This window comes from Ruegeria sp. BB6 (assembly GCF_056539385.1).
In genome coordinates this window covers 93,541-111,838 of record NZ_JBQFUW010000011.1, presented here as the reverse complement: position 1 = coordinate 111,838, position 18,298 = coordinate 93,541, and the positions used below count along the sequence as shown (strand labels likewise).

Annotated in this window: 21 protein-coding genes and 1 tRNA gene; 9 read left to right on the top strand and 13 right to left on the bottom strand. The window is 57.9% G+C overall.

What is annotated here, in order from left to right; all coding sequences use genetic code 11:
* Positions 1–538 precede the first annotated feature (538 nt).
* The gene (locus tag ACR0B7_RS20270; RefSeq protein WP_170554788.1) at positions 539–919 is read left to right on the top strand and encodes a hypothetical protein; all 381 of its coding nucleotides are present in this window, start codon (positions 539–541) and stop codon (positions 917–919) included.
* A gap of 193 nt (positions 920–1,112) precedes the next feature.
* On the opposite strand, the gene ACR0B7_RS20265 is transcribed toward ACR0B7_RS20270, so the two are convergent.
* The 7 genes from ACR0B7_RS20265 to ACR0B7_RS20235 all read right to left on the bottom strand — a co-directional run bounded on the left by ACR0B7_RS20265 (position 1,113) and on the right by ACR0B7_RS20235 (position 6,942).
* A complete protein-coding gene (locus ACR0B7_RS20265) occupies positions 1,113–3,434 on the bottom strand; it encodes a phage/plasmid primase, P4 family (RefSeq protein WP_170577025.1) in 2,322 nt (773 codons plus the stop codon).
* Between the two features lie 365 nt (positions 3,435–3,799).
* Positions 3,800–4,069 (bottom strand): hypothetical protein, encoded by a 270-nt coding sequence (locus tag ACR0B7_RS20260; protein ID WP_170554784.1) that lies wholly within the window; start codon positions 4,067–4,069, stop codon positions 3,800–3,802.
* Positions 4,066–4,431 carry a hypothetical protein gene (locus tag ACR0B7_RS20255; RefSeq protein ID WP_170486022.1) on the bottom strand — a complete coding sequence of 122 codons (366 nt, stop codon included), beginning with the start codon at positions 4,429–4,431 and terminating at the stop codon, positions 4,066–4,068. The genes ACR0B7_RS20260 and ACR0B7_RS20255 overlap by 4 nt, the downstream gene beginning before the upstream one ends.
* An 84-nt stretch (positions 4,432–4,515) precedes the next feature.
* On the bottom strand, positions 4,516–5,031 hold the full coding sequence (locus tag ACR0B7_RS20250; protein WP_170486021.1) for a hypothetical protein: 516 nt from the start codon (positions 5,029–5,031) through the stop codon (positions 4,516–4,518).
* The gene (locus tag ACR0B7_RS20245) at positions 5,028–6,245 is read right to left on the bottom strand and encodes an integrase arm-type DNA-binding domain-containing protein (protein ID WP_170554781.1); all 1,218 of its coding nucleotides are present in this window, start codon (positions 6,243–6,245) and stop codon (positions 5,028–5,030) included. The genes ACR0B7_RS20250 and ACR0B7_RS20245 overlap by 4 nt, the downstream gene beginning before the upstream one ends.
* Positions 6,246–6,397: 152 nt before the next feature.
* Positions 6,398–6,473 (bottom strand) — tRNA-Ala (locus ACR0B7_RS20240).
* A 142-nt stretch (positions 6,474–6,615) separates the two neighbouring features.
* A complete protein-coding gene (locus ACR0B7_RS20235; RefSeq protein ID WP_170418257.1) occupies positions 6,616–6,942 on the bottom strand; it encodes a TIGR02300 family protein in 327 nt (108 codons plus the stop codon).
* 100 nt (positions 6,943–7,042) lie between these two features.
* On the opposite strand from ACR0B7_RS20235, the gene ACR0B7_RS20230 reads away from it, so the two are divergent.
* The 3 genes from ACR0B7_RS20230 to ACR0B7_RS20220 all read left to right on the top strand — a co-directional run bounded on the left by ACR0B7_RS20230 (position 7,043) and on the right by ACR0B7_RS20220 (position 9,655).
* Positions 7,043–7,738: a YgjP family zinc-dependent metalloprotease gene (locus tag ACR0B7_RS20230; RefSeq protein ID WP_170486019.1), complete on the top strand. Its 696-nt coding sequence runs from the start codon at positions 7,043–7,045 to the stop codon at positions 7,736–7,738.
* A 30-nt stretch (positions 7,739–7,768) separates the two neighbouring features.
* Positions 7,769–8,416 carry a GntR family transcriptional regulator gene (locus ACR0B7_RS20225; RefSeq protein ID WP_170486018.1) on the top strand — a complete coding sequence of 216 codons (648 nt, stop codon included), beginning with the start codon at positions 7,769–7,771 and terminating at the stop codon, positions 8,414–8,416.
* Positions 8,417–8,527: 111 nt separating this feature from the next.
* Positions 8,528–9,655, top strand: a complete 1,128-nt coding sequence (locus tag ACR0B7_RS20220) for a lytic murein transglycosylase (RefSeq protein ID WP_170486017.1) — start codon at positions 8,528–8,530, stop codon at positions 9,653–9,655.
* Between the two features lie 5 nt (positions 9,656–9,660).
* Here ACR0B7_RS20220 and ACR0B7_RS20215 read toward each other — a convergent pair whose 3' ends face one another.
* Positions 9,661–10,623: an acetyl-CoA carboxylase carboxyltransferase subunit alpha gene (locus tag ACR0B7_RS20215; protein WP_170486016.1), complete on the bottom strand. Its 963-nt coding sequence runs from the start codon at positions 10,621–10,623 to the stop codon at positions 9,661–9,663.
* A gap of 112 nt (positions 10,624–10,735) precedes the next feature.
* Positions 10,736–11,332 (bottom strand): LysE family translocator, encoded by a 597-nt coding sequence (locus ACR0B7_RS20210; protein ID WP_170486015.1) that lies wholly within the window; start codon positions 11,330–11,332, stop codon positions 10,736–10,738.
* A 73-nt stretch (positions 11,333–11,405) separates the two neighbouring features.
* Between ACR0B7_RS20210 and ACR0B7_RS20205 the strand changes: the two genes are divergently transcribed.
* Both ACR0B7_RS20205 and ACR0B7_RS20200 read left to right on the top strand, forming a co-directional pair.
* Positions 11,406–11,858, top strand: a complete 453-nt coding sequence (locus tag ACR0B7_RS20205; protein WP_170570443.1) for an Lrp/AsnC family transcriptional regulator — start codon at positions 11,406–11,408, stop codon at positions 11,856–11,858.
* A 117-nt stretch (positions 11,859–11,975) separates the two neighbouring features.
* Complete coding sequence (locus ACR0B7_RS20200; RefSeq protein ID WP_170486013.1) at positions 11,976–12,554, top strand: PA14 domain-containing protein; 579 nt, start codon at positions 11,976–11,978, stop codon at positions 12,552–12,554.
* A gap of 33 nt (positions 12,555–12,587) precedes the next feature.
* Here the strand turns inward: ACR0B7_RS20200 and ACR0B7_RS20195 are convergent, their stop codons facing one another.
* Positions 12,588–13,550, bottom strand: coding sequence for an L-malyl-CoA/beta-methylmalyl-CoA lyase (locus tag ACR0B7_RS20195; protein WP_170418235.1), 963 nt, complete (start codon positions 13,548–13,550; stop codon positions 12,588–12,590).
* A 295-nt stretch (positions 13,551–13,845) separates the two neighbouring features.
* Between ACR0B7_RS20195 and dgcN the strand changes: the two genes are divergently transcribed.
* From dgcN to ACR0B7_RS20180, 3 genes are all read left to right on the top strand, one after another.
* Positions 13,846–14,847 carry an N-acetyltransferase DgcN gene (dgcN, locus tag ACR0B7_RS20190; protein ID WP_170486012.1) on the top strand — a complete coding sequence of 334 codons (1,002 nt, stop codon included), beginning with the start codon at positions 13,846–13,848 and terminating at the stop codon, positions 14,845–14,847.
* 65 nt (positions 14,848–14,912) lie between these two features.
* Positions 14,913–15,878, top strand: a complete 966-nt coding sequence (gene dgcA, locus ACR0B7_RS20185) for an N-acetyl-D-Glu racemase DgcA (RefSeq protein ID WP_170577024.1) — start codon at positions 14,913–14,915, stop codon at positions 15,876–15,878.
* Positions 15,879–15,888: 10 nt separating this feature from the next.
* Positions 15,889–16,749, top strand: a complete 861-nt coding sequence (locus ACR0B7_RS20180; RefSeq protein ID WP_170486010.1) for a D-amino-acid transaminase — start codon at positions 15,889–15,891, stop codon at positions 16,747–16,749.
* A gap of 42 nt (positions 16,750–16,791) precedes the next feature.
* On the opposite strand, the gene ACR0B7_RS20175 is transcribed toward ACR0B7_RS20180, so the two are convergent.
* The 3 genes from ACR0B7_RS20175 to ACR0B7_RS20165 all read right to left on the bottom strand — a co-directional run bounded on the left by ACR0B7_RS20175 (position 16,792) and on the right by ACR0B7_RS20165 (position 18,216).
* Complete coding sequence (locus tag ACR0B7_RS20175) at positions 16,792–17,106, bottom strand: DUF1244 domain-containing protein (RefSeq protein WP_170486009.1); 315 nt, start codon at positions 17,104–17,106, stop codon at positions 16,792–16,794.
* 73 nt (positions 17,107–17,179) lie between these two features.
* Positions 17,180–17,419, bottom strand: a complete 240-nt coding sequence (locus ACR0B7_RS20170; RefSeq protein ID WP_170388107.1) for a DUF6868 family protein — start codon at positions 17,417–17,419, stop codon at positions 17,180–17,182.
* 59 nt (positions 17,420–17,478) lie between these two features.
* On the bottom strand, positions 17,479–18,216 hold the full coding sequence (locus ACR0B7_RS20165) for an N-formylglutamate amidohydrolase (RefSeq protein ID WP_170486008.1): 738 nt from the start codon (positions 18,214–18,216) through the stop codon (positions 17,479–17,481).
* Positions 18,217–18,298 lie beyond the last annotated feature (82 nt).

The window sequence follows — 18,298 nt, the reverse complement described above, 5'->3', positions numbered from 1 at the left end:
CATCCGGAATCGTCTCGTGAGTGGCTGCACCTCGCCTCAGTGCGGGGTGCAGTTTCTTTTCGTAATCCAGCTTTAGACATGACGCGTAAGACAGTATTGGGCTCAGAACAGTCATTCGCTGTACTTGGCATGAGCGGCTGATTTTGAGCGCGAAGCAGACGTTGTTCTTTCTAAAAGACGTAGCCGCTTTTTGTTTTGTCCGCGCTACGCCGCCCGCTCCTTGAAGCTGACAGACTTAGCGATTACATACCAATCGTGGGCGGACAGCCCGCAATTCCCCCAAACATGATGACGCTCGTCTACCGAGCTTTGCCCGTAAGTCGCGGAAGACCGCCGGGGTATGGACCGCCCGAGACATGCTTGCGACCGGTGCGAATGGTCTGGGTCTAGCGCCGATCCACTGATGAGCCTAAGGCAGGGCGAAACCAACAGCATCCAGAGCGTCACGAAAATCGTGATCACCAACCCCGCCCTGGGGTGGTCGCCGGTGGCAACAGCCAACGGGATGCGCATCAAAATGATGAATAGGAGAAATCACATGGAGCAAGATATCCAACTTGAAGCTGCCGCAGCAAGGCACATCGTCCTGATCGCTATGGCCTACTGTGAAGCCCAAACAGCAACGAGCGGCGAGGAACTCCCGATTGTGCATGACCGGCAGTGGCAGGCCTGCTGTGGTGTCGCTGCGCGCTTCCTGAGCGATCCTGAAGCTATGACACCGCAACTCTGCCACCATGAATGGCGGCTCAGCCAAATGCGGCACAGTCATCCGCAGTTCTGGCCTGCTGCCGCATCTCGCACTTGGGATGAACTCGACCCGATGGACCAGTATGTCGAGCGGGCTGGTTTGGCGGCAATGCGTCAGGCGCTGGACGAAACACGGAGGTCCTCGCGGGGTCGCACCGCGGCGCTGCAATGAACGTCGGGCGTTAAAAAGCAGCATTATGCTTGATGTGAACAACAGAAAATATACAGACGGACGAGACACAAAACATCCCAACCTCCCAACCAAACGCCCGACAGGGAAGTTGGGAGGTTTTATTGCATGTCCACCCACAACGATATGGCCGGCCTAGTTCGTTTGGCCTCGTTACAAGCTGTCCCACTTTAAATCAGGCCGTCTTGAGGATAGCATTTTCGAACCGAGCGCCTTTGCTATTGGGTCCTGGAACGAGACGGGGCTCTACATGACGCAAGCGTCGAGCGAAGCTGTTGCGCGCAGGAATTCGGCTGTCCGATACACCTTCTTCGGCACACCACAGACGGAAATTCGAATACAGATCAGCAACAGTGACGACGTTGTTTGCCTTGATGGATAGTCTCTCTGCCGCCCACGCACGAACCCGGTCCGCATCCCTCATCCACGCCTCCTTGGCTATGCGTGATGTCATGGGATCCGCCATGCGCCGCGTGGTCAAAAGTTCCCCAGCCGCAACCACGACAAGATGTAGTAGAAGATCCGCCTCGTGTTCGATTATGCGATCTGCCAATCCCTCGTCGGCCTGCTCTTCAGAATACGCTTTGTCGAAGACCAGAACCTTGAAGCGGCGCTCAACGCCGCTGTCGATCCCCCCGCTAAATGCGGGCAGCTCATTGCAGATGAACACATGCTGCGCCGTGGGAGTGAAATAGAACGGTATGCCGTATGGCAGCCGGGCATGACAGATGTCCCCGGTGATGACCTTTTTTAGCGCGTCGCCTGAAAGATCACGATCCGACGTCTCCTCCGCAACGTTCAGCGCACACCCGCGCAAAACTGAGACGAAGTAGTCTTGTCCCATCTTGGCTGGCGGCACCGACTGAAGCGCATCCGCTGAGATCAATGATGAGATGACCTTGCGCGTGGTACTTTTTCCTGCGCCGCCCGGCCCAATCCAAATAAGGGCCTGCGGGTGTTTCATTTGCGTGCCGATACCAAGTGCCGCTGCGGCGGCTGTCTGCAGGATCAGCTCAATCCGCGCGCTTTTGTCTTGTTCAGCCATGTCCAAGTCGAACTCAAGGTTTGGAGCCTCGTGCTGCAGCCGCCTCAAAGTCGTTTTAGCTGAGAACAAACCCGTGAGCAGCTTCATCACGTCGCTTCCCAAAAGCCGCTTCTCAGCATCCTGCACTGGCCATACACCACGTACGGCATGCCGGGCCCGGTGTTTGCGGGCATGTGGTTCGAGCCGTGGGACATATTCACCTGTTGCAACGTCTTGTTCGAACAAAACGAACCCGCTTTCACAGGTGATCCCAACAGGCGCACCTTCAAAAAACCCATCGTCATCGCGTTTGGACATGAGAAGCGACTTGACACTCTGCGCCTTACTTGACGTGATCTTGACCTCGCCAATGCCGTTGGACGGCGTAGGGTAAGTGGCACCGTCAAAGCGCGCGATGGCACGCGTAAGCCGATTGTCGTTGAGAGCAGTCCAAAGCTTGCCATCGTAAATCCAAACTGTGCCCTCAGTGATGACAATGCGACCAAAGAGATCTTCTAGGTTTTCCAGCACACGATCGGCAATCTCTTCGTCGCTACCGCGGACCAGCTGCTCAACGTTGGACCTGCGCTGCCGCGCGTGGATGCGGTCGGCATCATCCACGGCGGCGGCAACAGCCCGACGTCCCATATCCTGGAGCAGATCGTTCAAATCGGCCTTTTCACCAAGGTTTGACGGTACCGTGACGACATGGACCCGTGCATCTGGGTTTTCTGCCGCCAATTCACGCGCGATCTGGCGGCAGTCCTGCGCTTTGTCGCTGTCGGCAATGATCTCAATCCGACCGGCGTTTGCTCCTATCGTTTCGGGGCGGATAGACCCGAGGCACACCCTGATCTCTGCTGGCCCAGCAAACAATCGGGTCAATCCGGTTTCGATACCTTCGGCGATCGCAATTGTGCCTGTACCCAGTTTGTTTTTGATCCGAACTGAACCATCCCCGATGTAGCCTGCGCTCAGTTTGGTCTTCTTGCCGTTCTCGTCGCGTATCGGTTGCCCATTGGGGTTCAGGATTGTGCCCTGCATGCCAACAATATTTCCATCGTTGTCCGTAACCACCGCAACTAGAGCCGGGCTTTTCTTACCACCCGGTTTGCATTGGAAATCTGGAGCATATCGCAAAGCGTCGTGTTCAAGATCGATCCCAACCAATCCACGGATGTTGCGCAAGTATTCTTCGCCGGGTGAGCCGGCTAAAGGACGTGTCTTCGCAACCTGCTTCTGCACCCATGCGATCTTAGCAGCCTTTTCATCAGATGCCGCGTCGGAGCGTGCTCTTTCCTCCGCTTCTCGCTGCTCGGCTTGTTCATCAGTTTCTTCACGGTTCTCCGAGGCCGCCTGTTCTCCCGGTTCCGATTGCTTCTGCTTCCGCCGTCCTTCAAGAACCCTTTCGCCAGTTATGGCTTCAATCTCGCGTACAGCAGCGTTGAAGTCGGCAAGGCCTCGTACCTTCATTAGCGCATCGGTCAGCGAAACCCCTGTTTCGGGCAGGCACGTGCAAAAAATACGATTAGCGTCTGCATCGTAGCGAAATGAAGGGTTCTTATCTTCATGGTCAGGAAACGGGCAGCGCTGATGCTTTTTTCCAGTTTATGGTTTGGCACCAATGGCGGCGAGAATTTTGTCCGCGTGTGATTCCTCGACGATGCGGAGACGCTCGGTCAAATTTTTCATTGGTCCCCTCATGCCCGCCACCGCTGTGTTTCGGCCCGGTATGCTGCAGATTTTGCCTGCATGCTTTGTTCCTTTCTTTGGTCTTGGGAGAGCAACAATCATCACTGGCCCCGTTGCGCTCTCCGTGCGGCGGGGTTTCTCTATTCCTATTCCGCTGCCAGATCGGGCGTGTCGATCTTCACAAGCCGCCAGTCGATACCCGCCGCAATTGCGCGGACATGTTCAGCGCGCCAAAAATGCTGGCGACCAATCTGGATGGGTTCCGGCGCATCGCCGCTGTCCACCATACGCAACCACTTGCTTGGCGATCCGGGGAACATGCCCAACGCACCGCTGTGGGTGGAAAGCTGTTTCAGTGTGACGTTCCCTGTTTTCGGGAAGCTGTCGGGGTGGATAGGCATACGGGCGACACTCATGCATACGCCTCCGTCTGAGGTTCTTCGCCATTGGCTTTTTCAATCGCAGCCCGTGACCGCTTGAAAAAACCTTTCTCCATCATTTCCTGGCCCAGCTTCTCTGCCTTCTTGGCTTCAAGGCCTTCGTAGCTACGAATGATGTCACGGGGATCGTGATCGCCACCAGCTTCTATCCAATTGGTGATGTCGCTGCCGAGATACCGGATTTGTCCCGTGGGAAGGTTCATGAATTTCGGGCCGAGATGGTACTCGCGCCAGTGGTCCAACAGATAGAACTCGTCCTCGCTGAGACCGAACAGCGCCGCCAGATACCGCTCATCATAGAGACGGTGTGGAACGGGGACTTCGATGTGATCTGACATTGCCAGCCTCCTACAAAAAGATACTGGCAATTCAGATAATGAAAGCAGGGGGGTAAAAACAAACGTTCTAATTTACCCCCCTGATCAGGTGGGTGAGAACACCTCAAGAATGACCTCTTCAACCGTCATTTGGTTGTGCATTCGAGACACTCTTTCAGTGAGTTTCCGGATCATTTCCTGCGCGGCAAAGTTCAGATTGAGGCGGTAGTTCTGATCACTGATATCTGGAGCTTTCAGCGTGGCTTTATGCCACTTGACTACATCGTCACGACCAATCTGCATTACATTTGCAATCAGAGTTCGCGCGTTTTCCACGTTATAGCCTTGCTGATTGATCAGGTACATGACGCCACCCGCAGCGCCGCCTTGAAAAAGGATTTCCCTCGGGTCTTTCGCGGCATTGCCAGCATTCGCTTTGTGCATTGCAGTTGTGAGATCTGTCAGGTGCTTGTCCAGCGCTGATGACACTATTCCTTCCTGCTCGCGCAAAACATCCAGAATGTCATGCAAGTCAAGAACGTGGGACCATTCGCCAGATTTCACGCGCTCGTTTAAACGTCCACGCAACCAGTCGAAATCTTTTGTTACCGTGTCACTCACACCTTTGCCCCCGCAATCAACGGCACCACGATAGCACCGCCCTCCTGAAGCTGAACCAGAAACTGCGAATAAGCTTCCATCATAACGCGGCGCTGGGCGAGAAACGATGTGCGGTCATATGCGCGGCCATGCTGTTCCTTCGATGCGTGGGATAACTGTGCCTCTGCCAGTTTCTCGTCGAACCCGAGATGCTCGGTCACCAATGTGCGCAGCGTAGCCCGCAGGCCATGTGCGTCGGTCTCTCCATCAAACCCGATCCTGCGGATCATGTTCATTGTGGCCGGTTCAGAAACAGGTCCGTTCTCGCTGGCGAATACATACTCGCGGTGGCCATTGAGCTTGTACATCTCGTTGAGGATTTTGATCACCGGATCCGTCAGGGGTATGGCAAGCGTGATACCTGTCTTGGTGATAGGGTTGTTCCAGACCCGCTCGCCCATGTTGATGTCCGCCCATCGCATTTTGCGCACCTCACCGGCCCTCTGACCTGTATGTGCGATAATCTGCACCAGAGGTTTACCCAAAGTTTGATGCGGCCAAGCGTCCAGCGCCTGCAGAAACAGCGCCAGACGTTCTGGCTCAACGATGGCTGGGTGGTGCTTCTTCGGCTGGGGCTTGAACCTGTCGATCACGTTTGCTCCCGGCACGACAGAGATCAAGCCTTCGGCCTCAGCATAGCCTAGAACCTGCCGCAGGATGCGAATGACCCGGCGTGCAGTCTCATGCGATCCACGATCCGCGATCTTGAGGGCAACGGCCTTGATATCGACTGCCGTGATATCCGCGACCACTACAGTCCCCAACAGAGGGATGGCATCCTTTTCGATCCGGTTGCGGGCGCGGACATAAGTCTTCTCTGCCCAGTGTGGACGCTCCTCTGCCAGCCATGCGCGTGCGACACCGGCGAATGTGGTGTCCGTCAGACCTGACCGAGCCTGTACCCCTGCGCGCATCTCCGCCACGTCGGGGGTGATATTGGTGTCTAGCAGGTTTCTCTGCACCTCGACGCGCTGTCGCGCGTCCTTGAGGCCGACAGAGGGATAGGAGCCCAAGGTCATCTCACGCTGCTTGCCATCGACTCTGTAACGCCAGACCCACGTCTTGCTGCCTTTCGGGTGAACGATTAGAGCGAGGCCACCGCCATCTGCCAGCTTGATCTTCTTATCGCCCGGCTTCGCAGCTTTGATTTGTCTGTCCGTTAGTTTGGTCATCATGCATACTTTCTCACTGGCGAACCCCACACAGACCCCCACAATGGGACTTCTGGCAGAGCCCAAGTTTCCTTGGGGGTGAGAAAGACTGGCACGTCAAAGGCCTTACTTTCAAAGTCGTATGACTGCGAGTGAATTCGAAGTGAGGATAAAGATGGTGGAGCCTAGGGGAGTCGAACCCCTGACCTCTTGCATGCCATGCAAGCGCTCTCCCAACTGAGCTAAGGCCCCATGCAGGTACTGCCGAAGCAGTGGACGGACGTTTATGAGACAGAGGCGGTTAGCGCAAGTCAAAAACAGGCAAATCCGTCAAAAACTTTCCGGCCTAAGACCGGGGTGGTTCGAGGCGGCGCGGGGCCGCCTCTGACCAATATTAGTTTTCGTCCTCGGACGACATGTCAGTGATGTCGTCCAAAGAGACGTTATCATTGCCGTCATCGTCATCGTCCAGCAGATCGTCATCCAGTTCGACGTCGACATTGTCGTCATCATCCAGAACCAGATCTTCACTTGACGCGTTCTCACGCGCTTTGGCCGATGCTGCATCTTCTGCATCCGCGGCGATCATCCGGCTTTTGCCGGTTTCAAGCTCCACGATCTCGCCGGTGTAGGGGCTAACGATCGGGTCCTTGTTCAGGTCATAAAACCGCTTGCCGGTTGTCGGGCAAACGCGCTTTACGCCCCATTCTTCCTTGGGCATGTCAAATCCCCTTGATATCAGGTGAGTCGTATCAACGATTCAGGTCACGTGCCACATGCAGCGGGCACTGTCAAAGCCTTTGAGCAGGAGAAACAGGCATATGGGAGATCACGCACTGCCCGGGACGCCTTCGGTGCCGCTGACGTTGCGCAAATCAGCGCGGGCGCGACGGATCAGCCTGCGAATTTCCCAGTTGGACGGGCGCGTTACACTGACATACCCGCAAGGCGTGCCAGAGGCCGAGGCGCTGAACTTTGCGCGTATGAAAGAAGATTGGATCCGGCAGCACCTAGAAGACCGGCCCGACCCGGCGGTTGTTCAGTTCGGCCAGAGCATCCCGGTTGAGGGCATCGCTCGGCGAATCGTTCCTGCCAGTGGGCGTCGTGTGCAGTTGGCCGATGATGAGATCGCCGTCCCAAAGGGCGCTGAGGCACGACGGCTGGCCAGATTTCTCAAGGAACTGGCGCGGGACCGCCTTACCGGGGCTTGCGATGACTACGCGGCCATTCTGGGGCGCCCTTATTCCAGCCTGACGATCCGGGATACGCGGTCTCGCTGGGGGTCGTGCAGTTCGACCGGTGGCTTGATGTTTTCATGGCGGTTGATTTTGGCCCCGTCCGACATCCTGCATTACGTGGCTGCACATGAGGTGGCGCATCTGGCGGAAATGAACCACTCACCCGCGTTCTGGGCGCAGGTCGAACGTATTTTCGGAGATTACAAAGACCAAAGGCGATGGCTGCGCGACAACGGGGCACAGCTTCATCAGTACAGATTCGACGCCGCCATGAGTTGACCACAGGTCATTTTGTGATCACATGGGGGCATGTTAAGCGCTCGTCCTTCTGAATCGCAGACGGCCACGCATGACCGGGTCTACCGGGCTTTGCGGGCTCGTATCATGCATGGCGAAATTTCCCCGGGGCAGGCACTGACCCTGCGCGGTATCGGCAAAGAATTTGGTGTTTCGATGACTCCGGCGCGCGAGGCTGTGCGACGTCTGGCGGCTGAAGGGGCATTGTTCTTATCCACGTCCGGCCGCGTCTCGACGCCCGAGCTGACAAACGACCGGATCGAGGAACTGGCAGCCCTGCGCGCCTTGCTTGAGGTTGAGCTGGCAAGCCGTGCTTTGCCCCGGGCACATATGGCTTTGATCGACCGGCTTCAAAGCATCAACATGAACGTGGCTGAAATGGTCACCAAGCGCGACGCCGTCGGCTATATCCGAACCAATCTTGAGTTTCACCGAACCCTTTACCTGAGGGCGCAGGCACCTGCGATGCTGGCCATTGCCGAAACCGTATGGCTGCAATTGGGGCCGACCATGCGTGCGTTGTATGGCCGTCTGCGCCGGACCGAGCCGCCGCATTATCACAAGCTGATCATTGCTGCACTCAAGGCCGGGGACGAACCCGGTTTGCGTCTGGCAGTGCGCTCGGATGTTACGCAGGGGCTGAGGATGCTGGTCAGCTAGGCGACTTGTTGCCGAACGTCTTGAGTCTGCTCAGACTGGATTCGTCGTTCTGGTTTGAGGCGACGCTCTGTTGTACTCTGGACCAAATCACAACAAGAGCAGATTTCAGCCATGATCAATCGTCGAGTATTTTCTGTCGGCCTCGGGTCCGCCCTTTTGACTGCGTGTTCCGCCGGGACGCAGACCACCGCGCCTGCGTCGCGTATGCGCGCCGTTCCTAACTCGGGCTGGAATGCCTGGGTTGCCGGTTTCAAAGGTCGCGCTGCCGCGCAGGGCATTTCGCAGTCAACGATCAATCGTGCCTTTCAAGGGGCGGGTTATTTGCCGGACGTGATCGAGCGGGATCGCAATCAGGTTGAATTCAAACGCTCGCTTGAAGACTATTTGGCCATCGCTGCCTCGGACGAGCGGATCGAGACGGGCCAGCAGATGATGGTGCGCCATGCCGGCACCTTGTCAAAGATCGAGGCGCAATACGGTGTCGACAAAGAGGTCATCGTTGCGGTCTGGGGGCTTGAAAGCCGCTATGGTGCTCGCCGCGGTGATGTGCCCGTGGTTTCGGCGGTCTCGACGCTGGCATATGACGGGCGGCGGGGGGCATTTTTTGAAAAGCAACTGATCGCGGCCCTGAAGATCATTCAAGAGGGCGACACGACCCCCGACAAGATGACCGGAAGTTGGGCGGGGGCAATGGGCCACACACAGTTCATTCCGACGTCGTACCTTGCCTATGCGGTGGATTTCACCGGCGATGGTCGCCGCGATATCTGGTCCGACGATCCAACGGATTCGCTGGCTTCAACCGCGGCATATCTGGCCCGCGCAGGTTGGGTGCGCGGACAGCCTTGGGGTGGTGAAGTCGGAACGGTCTCGGGCGCGCCGGTCGCGGTTCTGCAGCCGCAAACGCCGGGACCGCGTATTGCCGTGTTCCGGAATTTTCAGGTGATCAAACGGTACAACAACTCGGACAGCTATGCGATTGGCGTCGGACATTTGTCCGACCGGATCGCGGGTGGCGCACCGTTCCAGGCCTCATTCGGACCGGATGCCACCGGCCTGACGCTGGAGGATCGCAAGGAATTGCAACGCCGACTGACTGCGGCCGGGTATGATACGCAGGGCGCAGACGGCGTGATCGGCAACAACACGAAATCCGCCATCAGCGCCTATCAGGGTGCCAAGGGTTTGCCGGTGACGGGCGAACCCTCGGTGGCGTTGTTGCGGCAGTTGGGGGGCTAGGCGCGTTACGCGGCCAGCCCTTTTGAACCGATATCCAGGAATTTCTGACGGCGGTCGCGGATCAGGGCCGCCGCGTCTTTGCCTTCAAGCTCGTTCAGCATAGCGGCAATCGCTGCGCGAACCGAGTCAACCGCAGCCGCGCGATCGCGGTGTGCGCCACCTTTGGGCTCGGTAATGATACGGTCGCAGACGCCCAATTTGTAGAGGTCTTGCGCGGTCAGGCGCAGGGCTTCGGCCGCTTCGCGCATCTTTTCCGAATCTTTCCACAGAATCGACGCGCAGCCCTCGGGCGAGATCACCGAGTACACAGAATGCTCCAGCATCGCCACGCGGTTTGCCGTGGCAAATGCCACCGCGCCGCCCGAGCCGCCTTCGCCAATGATGACCGAAACCAAGGGCACGCCGATTTTCAGGCACATCTCGGTTGACCGGGCGATCGCCTCGGACTGGCCACGTTCTTCAGCCCCCTTGCCGGGATAGGCACCGGCAGTGTCGATGAGCGTGATGACCGGCAGCCCAAATCGCCCCGCCATTTCCATCAGACGGACGGCTTTGCGGTATCCTTCCGGCCGGGCCATGCCGAAGTTCCGTTCGATCCGCGACTTGGTGTCCGAGCCTTTTTCGTGCCCGATCACCATGACGGGCTGGTCATTGAAACGCGCAAGCCCGCCGATCACGGCCAGGTCGTCGGCAAAGTTTCTGTCCCCCGCCAGCGGCGTGAATTCGGTGAACAGTTCCTTGACGTAGTCCTGACAATGCGGGCGTTCAGGGTGCCGGGCCACCTGACATTTGCGCCACGGAGTCAGGTCCGCGTAAAGCTCGTCCAGCAGCTTGGCGGCCTTGGCGTCAAGTGCGGCGGCTTCCTCGGCCACGTCCATCTCTTCGTTGGCGCGGGCCAAAGCACGCAGTTCCTCGGCCTTGCCTTCAATCTCGGCCAGGGGTTTTTCAAAATCCAGATACTGGGTCATGACGCCTCTCAACGCAGAATTTCCCTGCTATATGACCTGACGTCGCGCCGGATGCAACTCGGGCAATGCGATCGGCGTTTAGTGCAGTCAGATTTCTTCGCCAAGAAACCAGTTATGCTGGCCAGAGAACGGGGTACAGCGAGGTCACCAGCAATATCGCCATGGACCAGTTGAACGCGGACAAGCGTTTGGGATTGGTCAACACGCGCGCCATCTGTTGCCCCAGAACCGTCCACGTACTGACCGAGGGCAGGTTCACGGCACCAAACACAAGCGCAACGATGGCGATGGCGTTCAGAGTCTGCTCGGGCGTGTAGGCAGTTGTGGCTGTCAGGGCCATGACCCATGCTTTGGGATTGACCCATTGAAACGCTGCAGCCTGAAGAAAGGTCATCGGCGTGCCCGAGGTCGCCCCTGCCTTTGCCGGCGCTGCATGTGCGATTTTCCAGGCAAGAAACAGCAGATAAAGGACCGAGGCCGTTTTCAGGATCGTATAGCTGATAGGAAACCGATCAAAGACCTGCACCAAACCGGCCCCGACCAGCAGAACCATCACCGTAAAGCCCAGTCCGATCCCCAACATGTGCGGGACCGTCCGGCGAAAGCCAAAATTCGCGCCCGACGCCATCAGCATCAGGTTGTTTGGTCCGGGTGTAATGGACGAAACAAAGGCAAATGTGATCAGGGCTAGAAGAATCTCGTATGTCATGAACGGCATAATTGCTGTGCACAGGACAAATGAAATTGCGTTTTTGTGCGCGGCTGTCATACTTCTGCAATAAATGACCAAGATTGATCGAATAAATCAGCAAATATTGCACGAGCTTTCGCGCGACGGGCGGATCAGCAATCTGGATCTGGCCGAACGTGTCGGGCTTTCCCCATCCGCCTGCCTGCGCCGTGTGCAAGAGATGGAGCGTTCAGGCGTGATCGCCGGATACCGCGCGGTCTTGAACCCGGCGGCGGTTGGCGTGGGATTCGTGGCCTATATCGGCGTGGGTCTGGGCGAACACACCAAGGCCGCACAGGAAGGGTTTGAGCGTGCCCTTCAGCGTGCCCCTGAAGTGGTCGAGTGTCACAACATCACCGGCACCATAGAATACCTGCTGCGCGTCGAATGCGCAGACCTTCCGGCCTATAAGACCTTCCATACAGACGTGCTGGGAACACTGCCGCATGTCACTTCGATTACGTCTTATGTTGTCATGGATTCTCCCAAAGATATGCGTGCCTAGCGCCGCGATTGTGATGTTTAACCGTCTTGCGGGAGCAAAATTCACACCCTAGTGTCAGTTAATGACCTAATCATATGGGGATCGAGCCCCCGCAGGATGACTCTCAGGGAGGAGATTATGAAACTCTTCAGAACAGGGGCGCTTGTCGCAGTCTTCGCGATGATTGCAGGTGCGGCCATGTCAGCGCCGCTCAAGCTGCAACCTGCCAGCCCTCAGCCCAGCCCAAAAGCTGGTCTGAATGTGAAATACGCATGGGAGGGTAACCCTCCGCGCAAGATCCAGAACCTGTCCAAGGTTGATTTTCTGCTGAAAAAGGCCAAACCGGGTCAGCCGCTGCGTGGATTGGACTACCGCGATACGACCGAAGGCGATCCGGTGATGACATTCAACGAAGCGTACAACGTCGCGGCTGAGATCACCGGTTACATCAAGTTCAACTCACCCGGTGTCTACGAGCTTGAGACTTGGTCCAATGATGGGATCGACGCTTGGGTCGGTGGGCAGCAGATCGGATACTTCAACGGTCGTCAGGGGTGCGATGCGAACCAGAGGACCGAGGTCGAAGTCCCGCAGGCGGGATGGTACCCCCTGAAGATCAAGTATTTTCAGAAATACGGAACGTCTTGCCTGATGATGAAATGGGGCAAGAAGGGCGAACGGTTTACCTGGACGCCAAACGACGTATTTGGCCGTTAAGAAAAAGGCGCCCCGAAGGGCGCCTTTTCAGTCTCAACCGTTTGCGGCGATCAATTCAGCCTGTGCCACGATCACCTCGGCCTGTTTGATCGACGCGATGTCCACCAGACGCCCTTTGTAAACCGTTGCGCCTTCGCCATTGGCCTTTGCCTGTTCCATCGCGGCAAGGATTTCGCGCGCCTCGGATACGGCTTCGTCCGACGGGGTGAAGACCTGGTTGGCCAGTGCGATCTGCTTGGGATGGATCGCCCATTTGCCGACCATGCCCAGCGTGGCCGAGCGTTTGGCCTGCGCGATATATCCTTCGTCATCCGAGAAGTCGCCGAACGGCCCGTCAACCGGCAGCACCCCATGAGTGCGGCAGGCAGCGACGATGGCGGCCTGCGCCCAGTGCCACGGATCGGACCAGTGCTTTTCGCCTTCACGCAGCATGTAGTAGTTCTCCTGCGTGCCGCCGATGCCGGTGGTCTGCATCCCCATCGAGGCCGCAAAGTCCGCAGCACCAAGGCTCATGGCCTGCATGCGGGGCGAGGAGGCCGCAATTTCCTCGACATGGGCGATACCTGCGGCGGATTCGATGATGACCTCAAAGCTGATCGGCTTGGTGCGGCCCTTGGCGCGCTCGATCGCCGTGACCAGCGCGTCGACGGCGTAGACATCTGCCGCACAACCGACTTTCGGGATCATGATTTGGTCCAGACGGTCGCCTGCCTGTTCCAGCAGATCAACCACGTCGCGATACCAATAAGGCGTGTCCAGCCCGTTGATGCGGACGGACATGTACTTGCCGCCCCAGTCGATGGTGTTCAGCGCCTCGATCACATTCGCGCGGGCCACGTCCTTGTCGGTGGGTGCGACCGAGTCCTCAAGGTCCAGATTGATCACATCCGCTGCAGAGGCGGCCATTTTCGGGAACAGTTTGGTATTTGATCCCGGCCCGAACAGTTGGCAACGGTTCGGGCGCGCGGGGGCGGCGGGTTGGATGCGAAAGCTCATCTGGACCTCGTGCGAGAAAGGAAATTACGATTTTCTTGCCTCTTGGGGTATTAAATTGCGCGTTGCTTCGCAAGCGTCTTTGTGCAGATGCGGCAATGCAATCGCAGCATTCACCGCAATACGCTGCGTCGCTGGCGGTTAAAGTTTAATCGCTTTGAAAACTTGGGATGTTTTTGCGCCTTTGATCAAAACTGCGCAAGATTCTCCCTCTCGACCCTGCGTCGCTGCAGGAAAACGCGAAACACTCGTTTGAGTGGTTCAATAATCTGCGTCGGAATCAAAGGAGTGCACCGCAATGATCGAGACACCGTATCTATTGTTTTTGGGCGATGCGCCCGACCAGTTGGCGGCCAAAGTTGCCATCGGAATCCGCGACTGGCGGCCGGAAAACGCCGTGGGTCAGTACCGCATGGATGGCTGCAAGGCCGATTTGGGCATGACGGACATGACCCTTGCCGAAGCCAAAGCCGCTGGAGCAAAGACCTTGGTTATCGGTGTTGCCAACCGGGGCGGTGTGATCAGCGCGGCGTGGAAAAAGGTGCTGATCGAAGCGTTGGAGATGGGCTACGATCTGGCGTCCGGCCTGCACAACCTGCTGCGCGATGAAGGTGATCTGGTTGCCGCAGCTCAGACCCATGGCTGCACGTTGCATGATGTGCGGGTGCCGACTGTTGGGTATCCGATCGCCAATGGCCGAAACCGCGCGGGCAAGCGGTGTCTGGCCGTGGGCACCGACTGTTCGGCGGGCAAGATGTATACTGCCATGTCGATGGACGCTGAGATGCGCAAGCGCGGGTTGAAGTCCACCTTCCGCGCCACCGGCCAGACGGGTATTCTGATCACCGGGCAGGGCGTTCCATTGGACGCGGTCGTCGCCGACTTCATGGCGGGTGCGGTTGAATACCTGACGCCCGAGAATGACGCCGATCACTGGGATCACATCGAAGGGCAGGGCTCGCTTTATCATGTGTCCTATTCCGGCGTGACCATGGCGCTGATCCATGGCGGCCAGCCGGATGCGCTGATCCTGTGTCACGAACCCACCCGGACTCACATGCGTGGCCTGCCGGAATATTCTCTGCCCACGCTGCAAGAATTGCGCGACGCCGCGCTTCCGATGGCACGGATTGCGAACCCGGCCTGTCAGGTTGTCGGGGTGTCGATCAACACTCAGAACCTGAGCGAAGAGGACGCCTTGGCCTATATCGCCGAGGTTGAGGCCGAGATGGGTCTGCCTGCCACCGATCCGTACCGGTTTGGTGCGGGTAAACTGGTGGATGCGCTGGCCGCGCTGTGATCTAAGCGCTGGGCCGGTGGCGTTCGTTGCCGGCCTTTTCGACACTAAACTGAAAGGGTAGGCGCGTGCAGGTAGAAGTCTCTCGTGATGTGTTTCGGCTGGCGCAGGTGTTCACCATTTCGCGCGGGTCGCGGACCGAGGCGAAGGTTCTGACGGTCCGGATTTCGGATGGGGCGCATCAAGGGTGGGGGGAATGCGTTCCTTACGCGCGCTATGACGAGACCCTCGAGTCGGTCGAGGCTGAGATCGCGGACCTGCCGGCCGAATTCACACGTCAGTCGCTGATGGACCTGCTGCCCGCGGGGGCTGCGCGTAATGCGGTGGATTGCGCGCTGTGGGATCTGGAGTGCAAACGCGCAGGTAAACGGGCCTGGGACTTGGCTGGTCTGCCGGTTCCGGGGCCGGAGATCACGGCATATACCCTTTCGCTGGATACGCCCGAGGCAATGCAGGCACAGGCGGCGCAGAACGCGCATCGCCCGCTGCTGAAGATCAAGCTGGGCACACCGGACGACATGCCTCGGCTTGAGGCCGTCCGCGCAGGTGCGCCGAATGCCAAGATCATCGTCGACGCGAATGAGGGCTGGTCAGCCGCCGTTTACGCCGACCTTGCGCCGCATCTGGTGCGTTTGGGGGTGGCTCTGGTCGAACAGCCTCTGCCCGCCGGAGACGACGAGGCATTGATCGGGATGGAGCGTCCGGTGCCAGTCTGCGCCGACGAATCCTGTCATGACCGCGCCAGCCTTCCTGCGCTGAAGGGTAAATATGACGTGGTGAACATCAAGCTCGACAAAACCGGCGGCCTGACCGAGGCGCTGGAACTGCGCAAACAGGCGCTGGCCGAGGGGTATCAAGTGATGGTCGGTTGCATGGTCGGCAGTTCGCTTGCGATGGCTCCTGCGACCTTATTGGCGCAGGGTGCGATGGTAACGGACCTTGACGGCCCGCTTCTTCTGGCCGAAGACCGCAGCAACCCGCTGATTTTTGATGACTCCGGAGTGCATCCGCCTTCAAGCGCGCTCTGGGGCTGAGGAGAACAACATGACCCGCACCGTTTACGTGAACGGAGAGTACCTGCCCGAGACCGAGGCCAAAGTCTCGATCTTTGACCGTGGATTCCTGATGGCCGACGCTGTTTACGAAGTGACCAGCGTTCTGGACGGCAAGCTGATCGACTTTGAAGGTCACGCGGTGCGCCTGAAACGCTCGCTGGACGAGCTGCAGATGGCCGAGCCCTGCAGCAAGGATGAGCTGCTGGAGATTCACCGCAAGCTGGTCGAACTGAACGGGATCGTTGAGGGCTTGATCTATTTGCAGGTCACACGCGGCAGCGATGGTGACCGGGATTTCGTGTTCCCTGCGGCTGACACCAAGCCGACGCTCGTTTTATTCACCCAGAACAAGCCGGGTCTGGCCGACAGTCCCGCGGCGCAGAAGGGGGCCAAGATCATCTCGATCGACGATATCCGCTGGGGGCGTCGCGACATCAAGACCGTGCAGTTGCTGTATCCGTCCTTGGGCAAGATGATGGCCAAGGCCGCCGGTTGCGATGACGCGTGGATGGTCGAGAATGGCTATGTCACCGAAGGCACCAGCAACAACGCCTATTTCGTGAAAGACGGCAAGATCGTCACTCGCCCGCTGTCCAATGACATCCTGCACGGCATCACCCGCAAAGCCGTCCTGCGCATGGCGGCTGAGGCCCAGATGGAAGTCGAGGAACGTCTGTTCACCATCGATGAGGCGAAAGAGGCGGATGAGGCTTTCACCACCTCGGCCAGTGCTTTCGTGATGCCGGTGGTTGAGATCGACGGAGTTGCGCTGGGCGAGGGAACACCGGGTCCGATCGCCAAGCGTCTGCGCGAGATCTATTTGGATGAAAGCCGCAAAGCGGCGATCTGAGCAAAAAGGCCCGCTGAATTGGCGGGCCTTTCATCTACAGCGTCAGTCTTTCTTGCCGACGTTTTCTTCAAACGCGACCTCGAAGGCGGCCTGTTTCTCGGGGCTGGCTTCGGTCTGATAATTGGCTTTCCAGTCGTCCATGGTCATGCCGTAGAAAATCTGACGGGCTTCGTCCTTGCCCATCTCGATGCCTTTTTCATTGGCCGCTTCCTGATACCAGCGCGACAGGCAGTTCCGGCAGAACCCGGCCAGATTCATCATGTCGATGTTCTGTACGTCGGTGCGGTCTTCCATCAGGTGCTTTTGCAGCCGACGGAACGCGGCGGCCTGAAGTTCGATTTCGGTTTGCTTGTCCATGGTCTGGCTCCGGGTGACAGTATCGTTGTATCTGACCTAGCGGTCCGGTGGCGATGTTTCAATAATCGGCCTATCAGGCCAGTTTCAACGCCAGCCACGGTACGATGCAGAAGATCAGCGTCAGAATCTTGTAGTTGGCGAGATACCTGAAATAGGCCCGTTTCACATCCGGGCGTTCCATCTGGAACATCCTGCCGTGGATACCCGCGATCCAGTCCTGCAACAGCAAAACCATTGCTGTCGTGAACAGCAAAACCGCGATGTTGAGAACGGCCATCCAGCCAAAAACGGAGGTTATAAATTCCTGTGTCATAGTCGCCCCCTTTCCCGCAATATATATGGGTTGGCGGCGAACCTCACAATGTCATGCGCTTAAAGGTCGCTGTCCTTCAGAGCATCCTCTAGAATGACCGCCAACCGCTCGGCCCATGCGCGTTGCCCGGCATGATCGGCAATCAGATCGTTGCGTAGTTCGATCAACGCATTGGGGCGGCCAAATGCCGTGCAGTGCTTGTCGATCGCGTCGCCGGGCAGCACGCCGGTATAGGGTTCATTGACGCCGACGCACAGGTCGCCTTCTGCTTCCAGTCGGTTGACCAACGGGCGCGCAAAGCGTTCGTCCGGTGTGTGCAGGACACCCACATGCCACGGGCGCGGGTCGCGGCCACGAAGTTGCCGGGTGAACGAGTGCATCGAAACGATTACCGCATGGGGCAGGGCGGCCAATTCAGCTAGCGCATTGTGATAAGGGCGATAGCACATGTTCAGGCGGCGTTCGCGTTCGGCGGCGTCTGCGTGGCGGTTGCCGGGGATGATCGAGCCGTCATACAGCTTCATCAGCAGGGTCGGGTCATCTTCCCCCCGGTTGGGGTCGATCACGAGGCGTGAGAAATTGGCAGCAATGACGGGCGCGTTCAGAATTTCACCCAGATGCTTGGAAACCTCATAAGCGCCCACGTCATATGCGATGTGACGTTCCATATCCTCGCGCGGCAGGCCGAGGTCTCCACCGTTGATTTCGGGCGGCACGGTGTTGGTTGCATGGTCGCATGTGATCAGCCAGCGGGACGGGCGATCCGCGCCGTGGATAAAAAACGGAGAATACGTCATAAGCCTGTCATCTAGTTTGCCGCAGGTGTAGGACAGTTGCTTCCAAAAGGGAATTGCGCAATAAGCAGCCTAAGCGATGTTT